Below are 17,684 nucleotides of genomic sequence, written 5' to 3'. Positions count from 1 at the left end.
ATATTATCCTTGACAAAGGATAATATTGCCGTTAAAGTACTACGTGATGAAACGACCAACTTCTCCGGTTTCCTCGTTTCACTCGTCCAAGCGCAGACCGCCTCCCCCGCGGTCTGCGCTTGCGTTTGGGCCGGGGCGGCTGGCCGGCCAAATCCCGCCGCCGCGAAGCAGTTCCTCGAAGCAGCAGCGCCTTCTCATCCGCCTCTTTTGCGTTGGCTTGGTCCGATCGATGCCGATTTGTCTATAATGAACAGCAGTATGCCTTGCACGTGGCCGGGCGCTTTGCGCTTCGGCACCCATAAGGAAAGGAAGTTTCGTGGCAGACATTCACTTCGGCACCGATGGATGGCGCGCTATCATCGGCGAAGACTTCACGAGCGATAACCTGGTGCGCGTCGTGGACGCGGCCGCTCGTATGTTCAAGGAAGACGCGGTGGCGGCCGGCCGACCGGCTGACGCGCCGGGCACGTTGATCGTCGGTCATGATTGCCGTCAGGATGCGCATGCCTACGCGCAGTTGGCGGCCGAGGTTGCTGCGACGCAGGGCTTTGCGGTCAAGCTGACGCAGGATTACTGCCCCACGCCCACGCTGTGCTGGTCCGTGGCGCAGGACGCCGACGCGGTGGGCGGCATCATGCTCACCAGCAGTCACAACCCGGCTGAATACCTGGGCGTCAAGTTGCGTATGGCCGACGGCGGCGCGGCGGGCAAGGACTTCACCGATCGCGTGGAGGCGGCGTTCGTCGACGAGCCTCTTGAAGCTCGCGGAACGTATGAGACGGTGGATCTCATGACGCCGTACCTGGCTACGCTGAAAGAGCGCGTTGACGTCGAGGCTATCCGCAGCGCCAACTTGCGCGTGGTGGTGGACCCGCTGTACGGAGCGGGTCGCCTGTACTTGGCGAATCTGCTGCGCGATCTGGGCGTTGAGGTGTGCGAGATCAACAATGCCGAGGATCCCACGTTCGACGGGCTGCACCCCGAGCCCATTCCGCCCTGGGTTGACCGCTGCTTGGCGAAGGTTCCCGAACTGGGCTACGATGCCGGCTTTATCAACGACGGCGATGCCGATCGTATCGGCGCGGTGGACGAGCACGGCAATTTTGTGAACCCGCACCGCATCATCACGCTGATCACGTCGCATCTGGCCGAGGACAAGGGCCTTTCCGGCCGCGTTGTGTCCACCATCACGGCGTCGGCCATGCTGGCTCGCCAGTGCAAGCGCTTGGGCCTGGAGCTGACCAGCACGCCCGTGGGCTTCAAGTGGATTTACGCCGAGATGGAGAAGGGCGACGTCATGCTGGGCGGCGAGGAGTCCGGCGGCATCGGCATTCCCGGCCACGTCATGGAGCGCGACGGCCTGCTCATGGCGTTGCTGCTGTGTGAAACCATGGCGCAGCGCGGCATGAGCCTGGGTCAGCTGGTGGACGACATGTTCCAGAAGGTGGGCAAGCTGGAGTTCGAGCGCCAGGGCCTTGCCATCACCGACGAGCAGATGGCGAATTTCCGCGCGAACATCGTGCCGAGCTACGCACCCGAAAACGTGTGCGGGAAAAAGGTCGTCGATGTCGATCGTCGCGACGGCGTGAAGTTTTACCTGGAAGGCGATGCATGGGTGATGATGCGCCCCTCCGGCACCGAGCCGCTCGTGCGCATTTACGCCGAAGCCGAAACCGTGGACGAGGTGCGCGATCTTCTTGCTGCTGCTGCGGAAGTGGTGACGGCTTAATTTTCGAGGACGCGTTTCGCGTTGCAAGGAGGGCCGGCTTCGGCCGGCTCTCCCGATGGGAAGCGGGACCGGTAAGACGAGATAGGGCGGAGGGGCAAGGTCGGTGACGTAGCCCCTCCGCCTCGCTCGGCTTTACCGGTCCCGCCCTTTTGCGTCGCCCCGTTTGGGAAGCTTCTTGAGCAGGGCCCAGGCCACTTGTTTTTCTTGGCCGTCGTCGAGCATGCGGGAAAACGACCGGAACGCCACGCAGGTGCGTCCGAAAACGCGGCTCGCTTTTCCCGGAACGGCTTTGCATCGGTACGTCTCGCAAAGCGCCTTAAGAGCGGCCTCGTCGGTTGCGACAAGGCAGAGCGGGTCCACGCCTTCGATCAGCAAAAACAGCGCTTGGCTGTCAAGGGGCGTTCCCTCGGGGGCTAACGTTGCGAACAGGCAGGCATCGCGCCCGTACCCGAGGGCTGCGGCGGAGCTGTTCAGCGCATTGCGACTGCGCTCGTCAAGCTGTTGCGTGCTCAGCACGCACACGAGCCCCGAGCGCGCGCCGCTCAGGTGGGCTCCGAACAGCTCCCACGCTTCATCCAATGCGACCTCGTACATGTTACCGTTTGCAGATTTTTTCACACTGTCCCTTGCGGTCCATTCTGGTTCGCCGTATAACAATCATGATAGCAAGAAACGGGCAGCTGCGCCGCGCTTCCTGCAAGGGGCGGTTGCCGTACGATAAAGGAGGCTCGCTATGTGCACGAACGGTATCAACACGGGTCAGTTCGAGCAGATGATCGACCAGATCGACGACCATATTAAGCTGGAGCGCCGTTGGGCGCACTCCCTTGGGCATACGGCGGGCGATGCCGGCTACGCTACTGTCAGCGAGAAGCTGCACGCGGCGCAGGCACTGCTCGACGATGTGCGCGCGCTGCTCGACGAGGCCAAGGACGCCCTTGAGGACGACGCCGAGTCGGCGGGCGGCGTTACCGTCAGCCTGGTGTAAGCGGGCATCCATGGGCAATGATCTCATGCGGTTCTCGGTTGCAATGCCCGAGGATTTGCTTGTTCGATTCGACCAGCTGGTAGCGCGTCGCGGCCTGGCGAAGAACCGCAGCGAAGTCGTGCGCGACTTGGTGCGGGATGCGCTGGTGGAAGACGAATGCTCCACGCCCGGCGTTGAGGTGGTGGGCACGATCACCATCGTGTTCGATCACCATGCAAGCGATTTGCAAGAGAAGCTGCACGCCATCCAGCACGAGTATTTTCAGGAAATCGTTTCCTCGATGCACGTCCATCTGGATGCGCACAATTGCCTGGAGGTCATCGTGGTGCGCGGTGAAACAGGCTTGGTGCAGGATATCGCGAACCTTATTCTGGGCACGAAGGGCGTGCAGAACGGTCGTCTGGTCGTAACTACGACCGGGCAGTATATGTAGGGAGCAGTATGGACACGACGGTCATGTTGGGCCACGGCAGTGGCGGTACCATGATGAAACGCATCATAGACGAAGTTTTCTTCGCGGCGTACGCCGGAGACGAGCTGTTGCGCGGTGACGATGCGGCGGTGCTGCCCGCCCCTGCTCCGGGCGAGCGCTTGGCGTTTTCGACCGACAGCTTCGTGGTTACTCCGCATTTTTTCCCCGGCGGCGATATCGGTCGTTTGGCCGTGTGCGGCACGGTGAACGATGTGGCTACAAGCGGCGCAACGCCACGCTATCTGAGCTGCGGATTCGTGCTGGAAGAGGGATTTCCCATCGAGGATTTGAAGCGCATTTGCGCATCGATGGCCGAATGCGCTCGCGAAGCGGGCGTTGCGCTGGTCACCGGCGACACGAAGGTGGTCAACCGCGGTCATGGCGATGGGGTGTACATCAACACCTCGGGCGTGGGCACGCTTTCCGAAGGCATCGACCTAGGCGGGTCGCGGTGCCAGCCTGGCGATAAAGTGCTGGTCACGGGAACCTTGGGCGATCACGGCATCACCATCATGAGCTGTCGCGAATCTCTTTCGTTCTCGGCCGACCTGGAAAGCGACGCCGCGCCCCTCAACCATTTGATCGCCGACGTGCTTGCGGCGGCTCCTTCTACGCGCTGCTTCCGCGACCCTACGCGCGGCGGTTTGGCGTCTACTCTGAACGAGCTTGCGGCGCAGTCGGGGACCGACATCACGATCGAAGAGGATGCCGTTCCCGTAAAGCCTGCCGTACAGGGCGCGTGCGACATGCTGGGTTACGACGTGCTTCAGGTGGCGAACGAGGGCAAAATGGTGTGCGTGGTAGCCGCCGATCAGGCCGAAGCCGCGTTGGCTGCCATGCGTGCGAACCGCTACGGTGCCGACGCCGCCATGATCGGAGAGGTTTCCGCTGCGCAGCCGGAACGCGGCTCCAAGGTGTTCTTGCGCACGGCTTTCGGCGGCACGCGCATCCTCGACATGCTGGTGGGGGAACAACTGCCCAGAATTTGCTAGATATTCGAAGCCGTTCTTGTTGAAGCGGGACTTGAAAGCGCCGCGCGGTTGTCGATGGTAAATCGACGGCGCTTTTCGCGCCGCACCCTGAGAATTTCACCATTTTTTCTTGCAATCGGCGGGAATAATGGTATCTTGCGGGCATGAAGTTTTGGGGAAGCCCTCCGGCCTTGGCGCTGGGTTGCTTTAAAGACGAGAAGGAGTGTTATCATGGCTCACCCGGTTATCGAAGCCGATGAGTGCATCGGCTGCGGCATCTGCGTCGATGCGTGCCCGCAGGAAGTGCTCGAAGTCGTTGGCGGCGTCGCTGAGGTCGTGAACGAGGACGCCTGCATCGCATGCGGCGATTGCGTTGAAGAGTGCCCCATGGGCGCCATTCCCGAGGTTGTCGAAGAGTAACTTCCTCACTCGGACTGCTCGCTTGAGCGAATTTGAAGCTCCCGTCTCCTTCGCAGGAGGCGGGAGCTTTTTTGCGTTCGGAGCTAGCCGCGCAACGCTTTCGATCGGCGGGCCTTCATCCGGTTGCCCCGGTGCTTCTGGCCGCCGGTGCTGCCGCCGCTTCGCGCCCGGCTTTTCATTCTTGCGCGGGCCGCGCCGTTGTTTCGCGGGCTGGTCCGCGGTCTTGTGAACCTGTCGGAAGCGTCGGCCTTGCAACAGGTGCGTGCATGCTGCGTAACAAGTGCCGAATTGCCCCTGAAGGAGTTGCTGCGGTGTCTATAGTTGGCGTGTTGAAATAACTTGTGTGACAAATTGGTAACTAACTTGACAACCAAAGACTTAGATTATATATTCCAAAACATCGAAAGCGGATTGAGCGTCGAGGCAGCACCTTTTGCTTGGTCCTTGCTGACGACCGTGCGCTCCCGAGCGCGCATTGCATGCGAATACAACAACTGCTGACACGTGAACATTGGTTACAAACTCCAACAGAGAGGAAGCATGATAATGGGTAAGATTCTAGGCATCGACTTGGGCACCACGAACTCCGCCATGGCCGTGATGGAGGGTTCCGAGCCCGAAATCCTCGTCAACGCCGAGGGCGACCGTACCACGCCGTCCGTCGAAGGCTTCCGCAAGGACGGCGAGCGCGTGGTGGGCAAGGCCGCGAAGAACCAGGCCGTCACCAATCCCGAGAACACGGTTGCATCCGTGAAGCGCTTCATCGGCCGTTCCTTCAACGAGACGGGCGAAGAGCAGAAGACCGTCAGCTACAAGGTCCAGAAGGGCAAGGACGGTCGTGCGGTCGTCGACATCGACGGCAAGGACTACACGCCGGAGGAAATCTCCGCCATGGTTCTGCAGAAGCTCAAGAACGACGCCGAGAAGCAGCTGGGCGGCCCGGTGACCCAGGCGGTCATCACGGTTCCCGCGTACTTCAACGACGCTCAGCGCCAGGCCACCAAGGATGCCGGCAAGATCGCGGGCCTCGAAGTGCTTCGCATCATCAACGAGCCGACGGCCGCTGCGCTGGCCTACGGCCTTGACAAGACCAACAAGGACGAGAAGATCCTCGTCTTCGATCTGGGCGGCGGCACGTTTGACGTATCCATCCTCGAGCTGGGCGACGGCGTGTTCGAGGTTGCGGCTACCGCAGGCGACAACCACCTGGGCGGCGACGACTGGGACCAGCGCGTCATCGACTGGATGGCTGACAAGTTCAAGGCTGAAAACGGCATTGACCTGCGTGCCGACAAGATGGCTCTGCAGCGTCTGAAGGAAGCCGCCGAGAAAGCGAAGATGGAACTGTCCTCCACCACGCAGGCCAACATCAACCTGCCCTTCATCACGGCTGACGCGTCCGGTCCGAAGCACCTGGACTACACGTTGACCCGCGCTGAGTTCGAGCGCATCACGAAGGACCTGCTGGATCGCGTTCGCACCCCTGTCGAGCGCGCGCTCAAGGACGCGGGCCTCAAGTCCGGCGACCTTGACGAGGTCATCCTGGTGGGCGGCTCCACCCGTATGCCCGCCGTGCAGGACATCGTGAAGAAGCTCACCGGCAAGGACCCGAACATGTCCGTGAACCCGGACGAGGTCGTGGCCATGGGTGCTGCCGTCCAGGGCGGCGTGCTGGCTGGCGACGTCGAGGGCATCCTGCTGCTGGACGTGACCCCGCTTTCGCTGGGCGTCGAGACCATGGGCGGCGTGATGACCAAGATGATCGACCGCAACACCACCATCCCGACCCGCAAGACCGAGATCTACTCCACTGCGTCGGATAACCAGACGTCGGTCGAGGTCCACGTCCTGCAGGGCGAGCGTCAGATGGCGGGCGACAACAAGACGCTGGGCAAGTTCCAGCTGACCGGCATCCCCGCGGCTCGTCGCGGCGTGCCTCAGATCGAGGTTACGTTCGACATCGACGCCAACGGCATCGTGAACGTGTCGGCCAAGGACCTGGGCACCGGCAAGCAGCAGCAGATCACCATCTCCGGTTCCACCGCGCTGAACGACGACGAGGTCGAGCGCATGGTGAAGGATGCCGAGCAGCATGCTGAAGAGGACAGGAAGCGCAAGGAAGAAGTCGAGATCCGCAACAACGCCGACGCTTTGGTGAACGCCACCGAGCAGACGCTGGCCGAAGTGGGCGACAAGGCTCCGGCTGACGTGAAGGCTGCTGCCGAAGAGGCCATCGCCGAGGCGAAGACGGCTCTGGAGGGCTCCGATATGGATGCCATCAAGGCTGCGACCGAGAAGATGCAGCAGGCCGGGTACAAGCTGGCCGAGGTTGTGTACTCCACCGAGGGCGCCGCTGCCGGTGCCGGTGCGGCTGCCGCTGAGACGGCTCCTGCCGACGACACCATTGAAGCTGACTACGAGGTTGTCGAAGACGACGACACGAAGGAAGGGAAGTAATCGCCATGGCCCAGCCGAGCACACCCTCGCCGGCGCGCGCGGCGCAAGGCGAAGGCAAGCAGATCCCCATTGAAGACGTTCGCGCTGCTGCCGAGGAGTCTCAGCAGCAGGGACGCGATGCCAACGCGGGCGACGGCGCCCCCTCCTCTTCCGACGCCGTGGCCGATGCTGTCCCGGTCGATCCGCAAGGATCGGCCGAGGGCGGCGCCCCTGGAGCGGCTTCGGCCGAAGGCGCCGAGGCTGCTGCGGAAGCCCAGCCGACCAACGACGAGCTGGTCGCCCAGGCCCAGGCGGAAGCGCGCGAGTGGCAGGACAAGTTCATGCGCTTGCATGCCGAGTGGGATACGTACCGTCGCCGCACGACCGAGCAGCGCGAAGTCGAGAAAGCGCGCGCTACGGAGAAGCTTGTTTCCGGGCTGATCCCCGTCATCGACGACTTCGAGCGCACTATCGACTACGCAGCCAAGAACGGTGAAACAGGACTGTTCGACGGCGTGAAGGCGGTGCATGCGAAGTTCGTCGGCGTGCTGACGAAGGACGGCGTGCAGGTTATCGATCCGGCGGGCGAGGCGTTTGATGCGCTGGAAGCCCAGGCGGTTGCCACGGTCGATGACGCAAGCGTCCCCGACGAAACGGTGAGCGAAGTGTACCAAAAGGGTTACAAGATGGGATCAAAGGTCTTGAGACCCGCAATGGTGACCGTTACCACCGGCGGACCAAAACGCGAAAAGCCGCAGGAAGACGCGGAAAAGAAGTAAAGCAACGGTAAGCGGGCGACACCATACGGTAGCCCGCTTTTGCTTAATGATGAACAGGTAACAGCGAGGCTTCGGCGCGATGTCGTGGGCCTCCTCACATTGAAAGGAAGGTGGAGCGCATGTCGGCCACTCCCGACTATTACAAGACGCTGGGCGTTCCACGCACGGCGACGGCCGATGAGATAAAGAAGGCGTTCCGCAAGCTGGCACGAACGCACCATCCCGACGCCGGCGGCGACGAAGCGAAGTTCAAGGAGATCAACGAGGCGTACGAGGTTCTTTCCGACGACAAGAAGCGCAAGCTGTACGACCAGTACGGCACGGCAAACGAGAACCATATTCCCCAAGGCTGGGGCGGCGGTGCCGTGAACGTCGAAGACATCTTCGGCGGCGGCGCGGGTGGCTTCGGCAGCTGGGCCGATATTCTGGAGAGCATTCGCCACGGAGAAGGGGCCTTCGGTTCCGATTGGGACTTCAACGGCTCCGGTTTCGGCGGCGCCCGCCAGCCGCGCCCGCGCAAGGGCCAGGACATGAACGTGACGTTGAACGTGACGTTCGACGAGGCGTTTTCGGGTGCCGAGAAGCGCGTGACCGTGCGCGTTCCGGGCCGCGGCGAATCGGAAACCTTGACGGTGAAGATTCCGGCCGGCGCCGTCGACGGCGGTCGTCTGCGCTTCAAGGGCAAGGGCGGTCCGGGCGAAAACGGCGGCGCATCGGGCGACTTGCTGATCACCACCAAGATCGACGAGCATCCCTACTACAGCCGCAAGGGCGCCGACGTGCTCATGGACGTGCCGGTAAGCGTGGCCGAGGCGGCGCTGGGCGCGAGCGTGGTGGTTCCCACGCCTGACGGCACGAAGGTGCGCGTGAAGGTTCCCGCCGGCACGCAGGACGACACCGTTCTGACCGTGCGCGGCAAGGGCGCTCCCAAGGTGAAGGGCGAGGGCTCGGGCGATCTGAAAATTGCCGTCAAGGTGCTGGTTCCGAAGGAAATGAACGAAGGCCAGAAGAAGGCTATGGAAGATTACCTGGCTGCGACAACGGAAGACGTGAGGAGCTGGGCGCAATGAGCGAACGTACCGACCGCAACCGCCCGCTGTACATGATCAGCGTGGCCGCGCAGCTGGCTGGCGTGCATCCCCAGACCTTGCGTGCGTACGAGCAGAAGGGTCTCGTGTCTCCGCAGCGCACCAGCGGCAACACCCGCATGTACTCGCAAGCGGACATCGAACGCCTGGAGCTTATTAACGAGCTGACGGGCGAGGGCATCAACTTGGCAGGCGTCATCCGCATTCTGGATTTGCAGGGGCGCCTTGACGAACGCGACAACGAACTTGACGACCTGCACAAACGCGTTCGCCGCTTGGCCGACCGCGTGCACGAGCTGGAAACGCGCGAGAGCGTCAGCGCCCTGGTGCGCGTTTCCGACCTGCCGCCCTCGTTTCGACAGCTACCCTAGCTAGACCTGCTTTTGCCATAGACGAAAGCGAAGGAGGAACGTATATGAACATGGGCAACTTGAACAAGCTGGCCCTCAGCGCGCAGGAGGCGCTTCAGCAGACGATCGTGATCGCTTCTGAAGCCGAGGCCTCCCAGGCGGAACCGATCCACATGCTGAAGGCATTGCTCGAATCGAAAGAAAACAATCTGTCCGCCATCATCAAGCGCATTGGCGCGGAGCCTTTCCAGCTGCTTGCCAACGTGGATGCCGAGATTCAGCGCATGCCGAAGGTCAGCTCCAACAACAACATGATGATGAGCGGCATTCCCGGTCCCGCTTTGCTGGGCGTGATCGACAATGCGGTGAAGGTGGCCGAAAAGCTGGGAGACAGCTACGCTACAAGCGAGCACCTGCTGATTGCCCTGTCTGAAGACAAGGGCGCGGCGGGCAAGGTTTTGAGCGTGGCGGGCGTAACGCGCAAGACCATCGAAGCCGCCTACGATGAGCTGCGCGGCGACACGCGCGTGACCGACCAGCAGAATAAAGTGCAGTTCGAGGCGTTGGAGCAGTACGGCCAGAACCTGACCCAGCAGGCGCGCGAAGGCAAGCTGGACCCGGTGATCGGCCGCGCCGAGGAAATCCGCCGCACTGTACAGGTGCTGAGCCGCCGTACGAAGAACAACCCCGTGCTCATCGGCGAGCCGGGAACGGGCAAAACGGCCATCGTCGAAGGTCTGGCGCAGCGCATCGTGGCAGGGGATGTCCCCTCCAGCTTGAAGGATCGCGACATCATCACGCTGGACCTGAGCGCGATGCTGGCCGGTGCCAAGTACCGCGGCGAGTTCGAGGATCGCTTGAAGGCCGTGCTGCGCGAAGTCAAGCAGAGTGAAGGCCGCATCATCCTGTTCATCGACGAGCTGCACACCATCGTGGGCGCCGGTTCCACGGGCGACAGTTCCATGGACGCGGGCAACATGCTGAAGCCCGCACTCGCCCGCGGCGAGCTGCACGCGATTGGCGCGACCACGCTTGACGAGTACCGCAAGTACATCGAGAAGGACGCCGCTTTGGAGCGTCGTTTCCAGCCAGTGCTGGTCAGCGAGCCTACGGTCGAGGACACCATCGCTATCCTGCGCGGCCTTAAGGAAAAGTACGAGATCCATCACGGCGTGCGCATCACCGATAGCGCCATCGTTGCCGCGGCCGAGCTTTCGAACCGCTATATCTCCGATCGATTCCTGCCTGACAAGGCCATCGACCTCATGGACGAGGCTGCCAGCCGCCTGCGCATCGAGATCGACTCCATGCCGGAAGAGGTCGACGCTGCCGAGCGCAAGCTCACGCAGATGCAGATCGAGGAGCAGGCGCTCATGAAGGAGAGCGACGAGGCTTCCCGCGAGCGTCTTGACGTGCTGCGTCGTGAAATCGCGTCGGCTCGTGAGGACTTGGACAAGCGCAAGGCCGAATGGCAGAACGAGAAGGACGCGATCGAGAGCGTGCAGAACCTCAAGCTGGAGCTGGAAGGCGCCCAGCTTGAAGAGGAGCGCGCCACGCGCGAGGGCGATCTAGTGAAGGCATCCGAAATTCGCTACGCGCGCATTCCCGCATTGCAGCAGCAGCTGCATGCCGCCGAGGAAGCGCTCAACGTCAAGCAGCAGGACGGGGCTATCCTGAAAGAGGAAGTCTCCGACGACGAGATTGCCGAAGTGGTGTCCACCTGGACCGGCATCCCCGTGCAGAAGATGATGCAGGGCGAAATGGCGAAGCTGGTCGACCTTGAGGATAAGCTGCACGAGCGCGTGGTGGGCCAGGACGAGGCCGTGTCCTCGGTTGCCGGCGCTATTCGACGCAACCGCGCGGGCCTGTCCGACCCGGATCGTCCCATCGGCAGCTTCCTGTTCCTGGGCCCGACGGGCGTGGGCAAGACGGAGCTGGCCAAGGCGCTGGCGGAATACCTGTTCGACAGCGAGAAGGCCATGGTGCGCATCGACATGTCCGAGTACATGGAGAAGTTCAGCGTGCAGCGCTTGATCGGCGCGCCTCCGGGATACGTGGGCTACGACGAAGGCGGCCAATTGACCGAGGCCGTGCGCCGCAAGCCGTACAGCGTCATTTTGCTGGACGAGATCGAAAAGGCCCACCCGGACGTGTTCAACATCTTGCTGCAGGTGCTCGATGACGGCCGCTTGACGGACGGGCAGGGCCGCGTGGTGTCGTTCAAGAACTCGATCATCATCATGACCAGCAACGTGGGGTCGCAGTTCATTCGCGAATTTGCCGAGCATGGCGACGAGAAGGCCATGAAGCAGGCCATCGACGGCGCGCTGCGCGCGACGTTTAGGCCCGAGTTCATCAACCGTATCGACGACGTGGTGGTGTTCAACGCGCTCAACATGACGAACATCGAGCCTATCGTCGATCTGCAGCTTGAGGAAGTGCGCGCGCGTTTGGCGGATCGTCGCATCACGCTCGATGTGACGCCTGCCGCGATGGAGCACTTGTCCATCGACGGTTACGATCCCATCTTCGGAGCGCGCCCGCTCAAGCGCCTCATCCAGCGCGAGATCGTGGACCGTATCGCGCAAAAGGTGGTCGAGGGCAATCTGCGCGACCGCAGCCACGTGCTGATCGGCATCGACCAGGACGGCAACTACGAATGCACGGTTGAAGATCCCCTGGACTTCGACAGCTTGACCTTGGATGCGACGCCTATCGACTAGCGTATCTTTTCATGCGAACGAGCGAAGGGCCCGGCATTGCCGGGCCCTTCGCGGTTGCAGGGCCGGTCGGGGCAGCGGGACGAAGGTTGGGAGCAGGGCGGCAAGGTGGGGGAGCGGGCGGATTTCCCGAATTGCTTTCGCTACGCTCACGTTACCTGTTTTCCGTGGTCAGAGTAGGGAAAAAGTCTTATACTGAAGGGGAAGCAGAGGCGGTGGGCTCAGGGCCTGCCGCGACCGAAAGGGGGCCGATTATGGCTGTGAACAACCTGCTTGTTGCGTTCGACGAATCCGAGGGCGGACGCCGCGCTCTGGATATGGCCGTCAGCTTGGCCGAAGTCAATCCCGCGGTGCATATCGACATCGCGTACGTCGTTCCCATCCCGTTGCTGGACGAGAGCCAGATGGCCAGCTTCAAAGAGATTCTCGACATGATGATTTCCGACGGGGAAGACTTGCTTGCCGAAGCGGTTGCGGACGTGCGCGAGGATGTGGCGGCTCGCATCGACTCCTTGTTGCTGACGGGCACGAACCCTGCCACCGAAATTCTCAAACTGGTCGATCAGCGCGAGTACGACCTGGTGGTTGTGGGAAATCGCGGTTTGAGCGGCCTTAAAGAGTACTTGGGCAGCGTGAGTCACAAAATACTGCACGGCTCCAAGATTCCGGTGCTGGTTGCAAAGTAAGCGCACGTCTTGCATGGATTCGCCAACGTGCGGACGGCTTGCCCCGTCCGCACGTTTTTTTGTGGCTCGTGCATGGCGGGTCGGCACTCGCCATGCGTCGGTGGCGTTGCGGCGCAATCCTGTGGTTCAGGATCATGGGCTCGGGCATTAGGTTCGCCTTGCAGGGCCGTGCGCTTCCCGCAGCTGGTCGTGCGGAACAGTTTGCCCATACCCGTCCACGTGTCTGCTTGAGCGGGACGCGCACGGCCCTGCAAGGCGAACCTGTAACCTTGGAATCTAGCTGCCGTTCGGTTGGGAACCTGCAACTGTTTCCCCGTGCCAGTCGATGATGCCTCCCATGTCGGTTACGTTTTTGTACCCCAGCGATACCAGCTTCTCGGCGGCCTGCCTGCTGCGCACTCCCGAGCGGCAATAGATCAGCAGCTCGGCATCCGGGTCCGTCAGCTCGGCGGGTTGCTGGTCGCCGATGGTCTCAACGGGAATGTTGATGGCACCGGGGATGTGTCGTTCGGCGTATTCCTTTGGTGTGCGCACGTCGACTACGGTGACGCCTCCTTGCTCGATCAAGCCTTGGGCCTCGATGGAATCTATGGTTCGATGCGCGTTGGATGATGCGTCGGATTCGCTCGTGCGCTCCATGCTTGTTCCTTCCTGGGTTGACGACGGGTTCGAGCAGGCGGCAAGCGCCAGCAGCCCTGCTGTTGCAAGGACGGCAAGGCTCAGTGCCAGGCCGAGGCGTTTCGTTCGAAGGTTCACGGTCCTTGCTCCTTATCTGCCGGTACAGTATGTACGTGCAATAACTGTAACTTTAGCAAGTACAGATTGGGGAGTCAATAAAACAATAGCGAATGACTATGGAATTCATAGGTGCCGCATGCTTTCGTTTGCGGCGGCCGAGCGATTCCTATGCTTGAGCGGTTGTCGCGCGGGCGATCCCCGGCTGGCGCGGTGCTGGCGATGCGGCTTGCGGCTCGTCGTTGGCCTTAGCGCGCCGACGGACGTGCGCGCAGCTCCCAGAAGGCTACCGCGCTCGCCGCAGCTACGTTGAGCGAATCCACGCCATGGGCCATGGGGATGCGCACCGTGTAGTCGCAGCGTGCGATGGTGCTGCGGGAAAGGCCGTCGCCTTCCGTTCCCAGCACGATGGCCAGCTTTTCCTCGGTGGCAAGAGCGGGGTCGTCAAGCGATACGGAATCGTCGGAAAGAGCCATGGCGGCCGTTTTGAAGCCCAAACTGTGCAGCAGGGGGACGCCCTCTTCCGCCCAGGTGCTGTGGCCCGTTGCTCGGGCGGCGTCATCGTCTCCGATGCGGGTCCAAGGTACTTGGAACACGGTTCCCATAGAAACGCGCACGGCGCGCCGGTACAGCGGGTCGTAGCACGAGGGCGTGACCAGCACCGCATCTAAGTTCAGCGCTGCGGCGGAGCGGAAGATGGCTCCCACGTTGGTGTGGTTCGTAATGTCTTCGAGCACCGCGATGCGCCGAGCGTTGGCAACTACGTCGGCAACGCTGCGCGGCTTGGGGCGACGGAAGGCGGCCAGCGCGCCGCGGGTCAGCTCGAAGCCGGTGAGTTTCGCCAGCTCGTCGTGCGGTGCGACGAACACGGGCACCTCGGGGTGATCGAGGGCGATGCGATCGATGACGGGCTGCAAAGCGGGAACCCATTTCGCCTCCATGAGCATCGACAGCGGCTCCAAGCCGGCTTCGAGCGCTCGCTCGATGACCTTTCCCGACTCGGCGATGAATATGCCTTTCTCGGGTTCGAGCTTGCTGCGCAGCTGCGCTTCGGTCAGGCGCGCGTACGCGTCGAGCCGGGGGTCTTCGAGCACGTCGATCTCTAGCAGGGGCATGGGTACCTTCTTCCTTAAGCGTTGCGCTGCGCTGCGCGCGCGTTGGCTGCCGTGTCGCGAACGTCGGCCAAGCCGCGGTCGCAGAACTCCTCGCACGTCATGATGTGCGCCCCGATGTGGGCCATGTCCTGGATGTTGGCCGCTTGCACGGCGGGGGAGCGCGATGACGTGCAGTCCTCCACGACCACCACGTTGTAGTCGAGCGACAGCGCGTCGTAGCAGCTGGTCCGGATGCAGTTCGGCGTGGTGGTGCCCGTGAGGACCACGGTGGTGATGCCCAGCCTTCTGAGCGTCAGGTCGAGCGACGTGTTGAAGAACGCCGAGAAGCGCGGCTTCACCAGCACGCGGTCGCCCGGTTGCGGCGCGAGCGGCGCCGGTTCCTCAAGCGAGCGCGGGCTTGCGCATGCGGTCGATACCGGCTTGCCGCCTTCGGCCCACGCTTCGTGTCGGCAGGCTTCCACGTCCGATCCGTCTTCGGCGTACGAGCGCACCACGTGAAACACGGGCATCCCCCTGCGCCTGGCCGCATCCAGCGCGCGGGCGCAGGCGGGCACCGTGGCGGCTGCGCCCGCTACGCACAAAGACGATGACGCGTCGATGAATCCATGCTGCATGTCGATGATCAGCAATGCGGCGGTGCGGGGGTTGATCATAGGGCGCTCCCTCGGGTGATTTCGAATTGGCTTTTATGATAATCGATCAAGCCCTCCCGCTTCATGCGGGAAAGCTCGGCGCACATGGCGCTGCGGTCGATTGACAGGTAATCGGCCAGCTCTTGCCTGTCAAACGGGATGGTGAACCGATGCCCTCCGGCCATCTCGGCCTGGTCGGACAAATACGACAAGAGTTTCGCCCGCGTTGTGCGTTTGGACGTGTGCTCGATCTTGCGGGTGAGCGCATGCGTTCGCCGCGCTACCACGCCCAGCACGTTGCGAATGAGCTGCGCGTGGAACGCGCAGGAGGTGGGGCACATGGTGGTAACGCGGCCTACGTCCATGAACAGGATCGTTGTTTCCTCGGCGGCTATTACGTTGATGTCGTAGGCAAGATCCTGCTCGCAGGCGTACACCTCGCCGAAGGATTGCCCCGGACCGAAGGATGCAAGGATGCTGCGGTTTCCCCACCAGTCTTCTTTTTCGAGCCGAACCGACCCTTCCAGCACCAAGCCCATGGTCGACGAGGTGTCTCCTATGCGAAAGACGGCCGATCCTTTGGGGTAGCTGCGCTGGTGCGCGCCCAGGCATTGCAGCATGGAGTCGACGTGCTGCGGATCGATGCCGTGGAACAGGGGCGAGCGGTTGATCAGATGGGCGTAGCGGTCCATTGTGCTCCTTTGTTGGAATTACAACGGAAAGCATAGCGGTTGTGTCGTAGGGTTGCAACTACGCAAGACGAGAGCGGGCGAGCGCGTTCTGGTTTCGCGGCGCATGCTGCGGACCGAGGGAGGCGCGGACCCTCGAAAGAGAGGAAGAGCAATGACGGATGCGAATGCAATGTTTTGCTTCCAGTGCGAGCAGACCATAGGGTGCAGCGGTTGCACGGGCGCTGCGGGAGCGTGCGGCAAGCAAGCTTCCACCGCCCAGGTGCAAGACGAGCTGACGGGCGCGCTCGTGGGCCTGGCGCGTACGGTGCGTGCGGCGGGCGTGACGGGCGATGCTCGCCGCGCGGCCGACGATCTGGTGATGGAAGGGCTGTTCGCCACGTTGACGAACGTGGACTTCGACGATGCGGAGCTGGAATCGCTTGTACGGCTCGCTCGCGCGCAGAAGGCGCTCATAGCTGCGGATGCGGGCATGGATCAGGCTCCCGACCTGGACTTGCGTGAAGTTTGGAATGATCTGGAAGACGTGCGCTCGCTCAGGTCGCTTGTGCTGTTCGGCTTGCGCGGGATGGCCGCGTATGCGTATCATGCTGCGGTTTTGGGGTATCGGGACGAAGCCGTGTCCTCGTTCATGCACGAGGGGCTTGAGGGGGTTGCCGTTGCGCAGGCCGACGAGCTGCTGCCGCTGGCGCTCATGGTAGGCGAAGTGAATCTGCGCTGCATGGAGCTGCTCGACCAGGCGAACACGCAAACGTTCGGCACCCCCGAGCCCACCACCGTGTCGCGCACGGTGGAAGCGGGTCCGTTTATTGTGGCAACCGGTCATGACCTGCATGATTTGAAGCTGCTGCTCGACCAGACGGCTGGCCGCGGCGTGAACGTCTACACGCACGGAGAGCTGCTTCCCGCGCATGCGTATCCGCTGTTCAAGCAGTATCCGCATCTCAAGGGGAACCTGGGAACGGCCTGGCAGAACCAGCGCGACGAGTTTGCGGAGCTGCCCGCACCCATCCTGTTCACCACGAACTGCCTCATGCCGCCGGCATCCTCCTATGCCGATCGCGTATTCACGACCGGCGTGGTGGCGTATCCGGGTGCCGCGCACATCGGTGCTGCGGAAGATGGCAGCAAGGACTTCGGCCCCGTCATCGAGCGCGCGCTCGAGCTGGGCGGGTTCGCCGAGCCGCGCGTATTCGCAGCTATCGAAGGCTCGCGCGGGGAGAGCGCCGGCGCCGACGCGTCGCTTGTGACCGGGTTTGGCCACGGCACTATCCTGGGAGTTGCAGACACGGTGGTCGATGCGGTGAAGCAGGGCGCTATCAGCCATTTCTTCCTGGTGGGCGGATGCGACGGCGCGCGCCCCGGGCGCAGCTACTTCCGCGAGTTCGTGCAGAAGACCCCCGAGGACAGCATCGTGCTGACGCTTGCGTGCGGGAAGTTTCGCTTCAACGATCTGGACCTGGGATCTATCGGCGGCCTGCCGCGCCTTATGGACATGGGGCAGTGCAACGACGCGTACGGCGCGATCAAGGTTGCCGTGGCGCTGGCCGAGGCGTTCGAGTGCGGCGTGAACGATCTGCCGCTGACGCTGGTTCTGTCGTGGTACGAGCAGAAGGCCGTCTGCATCCTGTTGACCCTGCTGCACCTGGGGATCAAGGGCATCTACCTGGGCCCGACGTTGCCGGCGTTCGTTTCTCCCGCCGTGCTTGACGTGCTGGTGCGCGAATTCGACGTGCATCCCGTGGGCGATCCGGAGCACGATCTTGCCGCGATTCTGAAGGCGTAGGCAGGTGAGGGCATAGGGCTTTCGCGGCCGGGGCTGCTGCTGTTGGAGCGCAGCCCCGGCCGCATTGCTTGCGGGGCGCGCGTCGCGT

The 17,684-nt window shown here is 62.6% G+C and carries 17 protein-coding genes; 12 read left to right on the top strand and 5 right to left on the bottom strand.

Annotated features, from left to right (window positions below; genetic code table 11):
- Positions 1-316 precede the first annotated feature (316 nt).
- Positions 317-1,729, top strand: coding sequence for a phosphoglucosamine mutase (locus ACMNI9_RS07780; protein WP_418831469.1), 1,413 nt, complete (start codon positions 317-319; stop codon positions 1,727-1,729).
- A gap of 132 nt (positions 1,730-1,861) precedes the next feature.
- Here ACMNI9_RS07780 and ACMNI9_RS07775 read toward each other — a convergent pair whose 3' ends face one another.
- Entirely contained in the window at positions 1,862-2,347 is a 486-nt protein-coding gene (locus tag ACMNI9_RS07775; RefSeq protein WP_225749580.1) for a hypothetical protein, read from the bottom strand.
- 115 nt (positions 2,348-2,462) lie between these two features.
- Here ACMNI9_RS07775 and ACMNI9_RS07770 point away from each other — a divergent pair, with 115 nt between their 5' ends.
- The 10 genes from ACMNI9_RS07770 to ACMNI9_RS07725 all read left to right on the top strand — a co-directional run bounded on the left by ACMNI9_RS07770 (position 2,463) and on the right by ACMNI9_RS07725 (position 12,639).
- Positions 2,463-2,717: a dynein gamma chain protein gene (locus tag ACMNI9_RS07770; RefSeq protein WP_114566631.1), complete on the top strand. Its 255-nt coding sequence runs from the start codon at positions 2,463-2,465 to the stop codon at positions 2,715-2,717.
- A gap of 10 nt (positions 2,718-2,727) precedes the next feature.
- Positions 2,728-3,150, top strand: coding sequence for a nickel-responsive transcriptional regulator NikR (nikR, locus tag ACMNI9_RS07765; RefSeq protein ID WP_114566630.1), 423 nt, complete (start codon positions 2,728-2,730; stop codon positions 3,148-3,150).
- 8 nt (positions 3,151-3,158) lie between these two features.
- Positions 3,159-4,181: a hydrogenase expression/formation protein HypE gene (gene hypE, locus ACMNI9_RS07760; RefSeq protein WP_216529193.1), complete on the top strand. Its 1,023-nt coding sequence runs from the start codon at positions 3,159-3,161 to the stop codon at positions 4,179-4,181.
- Between the two features lie 210 nt (positions 4,182-4,391).
- The gene (locus tag ACMNI9_RS07755) at positions 4,392-4,580 is read left to right on the top strand and encodes an ATP-binding protein (RefSeq protein ID WP_114566628.1); all 189 of its coding nucleotides are present in this window, start codon (positions 4,392-4,394) and stop codon (positions 4,578-4,580) included.
- 546 nt (positions 4,581-5,126) lie between these two features.
- The gene (gene dnaK, locus ACMNI9_RS07750) at positions 5,127-7,037 is read left to right on the top strand and encodes a molecular chaperone DnaK (protein WP_114566627.1); all 1,911 of its coding nucleotides are present in this window, start codon (positions 5,127-5,129) and stop codon (positions 7,035-7,037) included.
- A 5-nt stretch (positions 7,038-7,042) separates the two neighbouring features.
- Complete coding sequence (locus ACMNI9_RS07745) at positions 7,043-7,795, top strand: nucleotide exchange factor GrpE (RefSeq protein WP_114566626.1); 753 nt, start codon at positions 7,043-7,045, stop codon at positions 7,793-7,795.
- A gap of 119 nt (positions 7,796-7,914) precedes the next feature.
- Positions 7,915-8,865: a DnaJ C-terminal domain-containing protein gene (locus tag ACMNI9_RS07740; protein WP_114566625.1), complete on the top strand. Its 951-nt coding sequence runs from the start codon at positions 7,915-7,917 to the stop codon at positions 8,863-8,865.
- Positions 8,862-9,254: a heat shock protein transcriptional repressor HspR gene (locus ACMNI9_RS07735; RefSeq protein ID WP_114566624.1), complete on the top strand. Its 393-nt coding sequence runs from the start codon at positions 8,862-8,864 to the stop codon at positions 9,252-9,254. The genes ACMNI9_RS07740 and ACMNI9_RS07735 overlap by 4 nt, the downstream gene beginning before the upstream one ends.
- Before the next feature lie 44 nt (positions 9,255-9,298).
- Positions 9,299-11,956 carry an ATP-dependent chaperone ClpB gene (gene clpB, locus ACMNI9_RS07730; protein ID WP_225749577.1) on the top strand — a complete coding sequence of 886 codons (2,658 nt, stop codon included), beginning with the start codon at positions 9,299-9,301 and terminating at the stop codon, positions 11,954-11,956.
- Positions 11,957-12,207: 251 nt separating this feature from the next.
- Positions 12,208-12,639 (top strand): universal stress protein, encoded by a 432-nt coding sequence (locus ACMNI9_RS07725; RefSeq protein WP_114566622.1) that lies wholly within the window; start codon positions 12,208-12,210, stop codon positions 12,637-12,639.
- Positions 12,640-12,915: 276 nt separating this feature from the next.
- Here ACMNI9_RS07725 and ACMNI9_RS07720 read toward each other — a convergent pair whose 3' ends face one another.
- The 4 genes from ACMNI9_RS07720 to ACMNI9_RS07705 form a co-directional block, all read right to left on the bottom strand.
- Positions 12,916-13,395: a rhodanese-like domain-containing protein gene (locus tag ACMNI9_RS07720; protein ID WP_418831465.1), complete on the bottom strand. Its 480-nt coding sequence runs from the start codon at positions 13,393-13,395 to the stop codon at positions 12,916-12,918.
- A gap of 227 nt (positions 13,396-13,622) precedes the next feature.
- Positions 13,623-14,489: a TrmH family RNA methyltransferase gene (locus ACMNI9_RS07715; RefSeq protein WP_216529194.1), complete on the bottom strand. Its 867-nt coding sequence runs from the start codon at positions 14,487-14,489 to the stop codon at positions 13,623-13,625.
- 14 nt (positions 14,490-14,503) lie between these two features.
- Entirely contained in the window at positions 14,504-15,142 is a 639-nt protein-coding gene (locus tag ACMNI9_RS07710) for a cysteine hydrolase family protein (protein ID WP_216529195.1), read from the bottom strand.
- Complete coding sequence (locus ACMNI9_RS07705) at positions 15,139-15,813, bottom strand: Crp/Fnr family transcriptional regulator (RefSeq protein ID WP_114566619.1); 675 nt, start codon at positions 15,811-15,813, stop codon at positions 15,139-15,141. Before ACMNI9_RS07705 ends, ACMNI9_RS07710 begins: the two co-directional genes overlap by 4 nt.
- Positions 15,814-15,964: 151 nt before the next feature.
- Between ACMNI9_RS07705 and hcp the strand changes: the two genes are divergently transcribed.
- Positions 15,965-17,596, top strand: a complete 1,632-nt coding sequence (hcp, locus tag ACMNI9_RS07700) for a hydroxylamine reductase (RefSeq protein ID WP_225749575.1) — start codon at positions 15,965-15,967, stop codon at positions 17,594-17,596.
- The last annotated feature ends 88 nt before the right edge of the window (positions 17,597-17,684 follow it).

It is taken from the genome of Paraeggerthella sp., assembly GCF_048427265.1.
Lineage (GTDB): Bacteria > Actinomycetota > Coriobacteriia > Coriobacteriales > Eggerthellaceae > Paraeggerthella > Paraeggerthella hominis.
The sequence above is the reverse complement of the archived record's forward strand: the minus strand, read 5'-3'. Positions and strand labels throughout refer to the sequence as shown.

Bases quoted from the DNA above. Each gene is read 5' to 3' on its own strand.
- ACMNI9_RS07770 (WP_114566631.1), top strand. From the start codon at position 2,463: ATGTGCACGAACGGTATCAACACGGGTCAGTTCGAGCAGATGATCGAC.
- nikR (WP_114566630.1), top strand. From the start codon at position 2,728: ATGGGCAATGATCTCATGCGGTTCTCGGTTGCAATGCCCGAGGATTTG.
- hypE (WP_216529193.1), top strand. From the start codon at position 3,159: ATGGACACGACGGTCATGTTGGGCCACGGCAGTGGCGGTACCATGATG.
- ACMNI9_RS07755 (WP_114566628.1), top strand. From the start codon at position 4,392: ATGGCTCACCCGGTTATCGAAGCCGATGAGTGCATCGGCTGCGGCATC.
- dnaK (WP_114566627.1), top strand. From the start codon at position 5,127: ATGGGTAAGATTCTAGGCATCGACTTGGGCACCACGAACTCCGCCATG.
- ACMNI9_RS07745 (WP_114566626.1), top strand. From the start codon at position 7,043: ATGGCCCAGCCGAGCACACCCTCGCCGGCGCGCGCGGCGCAAGGCGAA.
- ACMNI9_RS07740 (WP_114566625.1), top strand. From the start codon at position 7,915: ATGTCGGCCACTCCCGACTATTACAAGACGCTGGGCGTTCCACGCACG.
- ACMNI9_RS07735 (WP_114566624.1), top strand. From the start codon at position 8,862: ATGAGCGAACGTACCGACCGCAACCGCCCGCTGTACATGATCAGCGTG.
- clpB (WP_225749577.1), top strand. From the start codon at position 9,299: ATGAACATGGGCAACTTGAACAAGCTGGCCCTCAGCGCGCAGGAGGCG.
- ACMNI9_RS07725 (WP_114566622.1), top strand. From the start codon at position 12,208: ATGGCTGTGAACAACCTGCTTGTTGCGTTCGACGAATCCGAGGGCGGA.
- ACMNI9_RS07715 (WP_216529194.1), bottom strand. From the start codon at position 14,489: ATGCCCCTGCTAGAGATCGACGTGCTCGAAGACCCCCGGCTCGACGCG.
- ACMNI9_RS07710 (WP_216529195.1), bottom strand. From the start codon at position 15,142: ATGATCAACCCCCGCACCGCCGCATTGCTGATCATCGACATGCAGCAT.
- ACMNI9_RS07705 (WP_114566619.1), bottom strand. From the start codon at position 15,813: ATGGACCGCTACGCCCATCTGATCAACCGCTCGCCCCTGTTCCACGGC.
- hcp (WP_225749575.1), top strand. From the start codon at position 15,965: ATGACGGATGCGAATGCAATGTTTTGCTTCCAGTGCGAGCAGACCATA.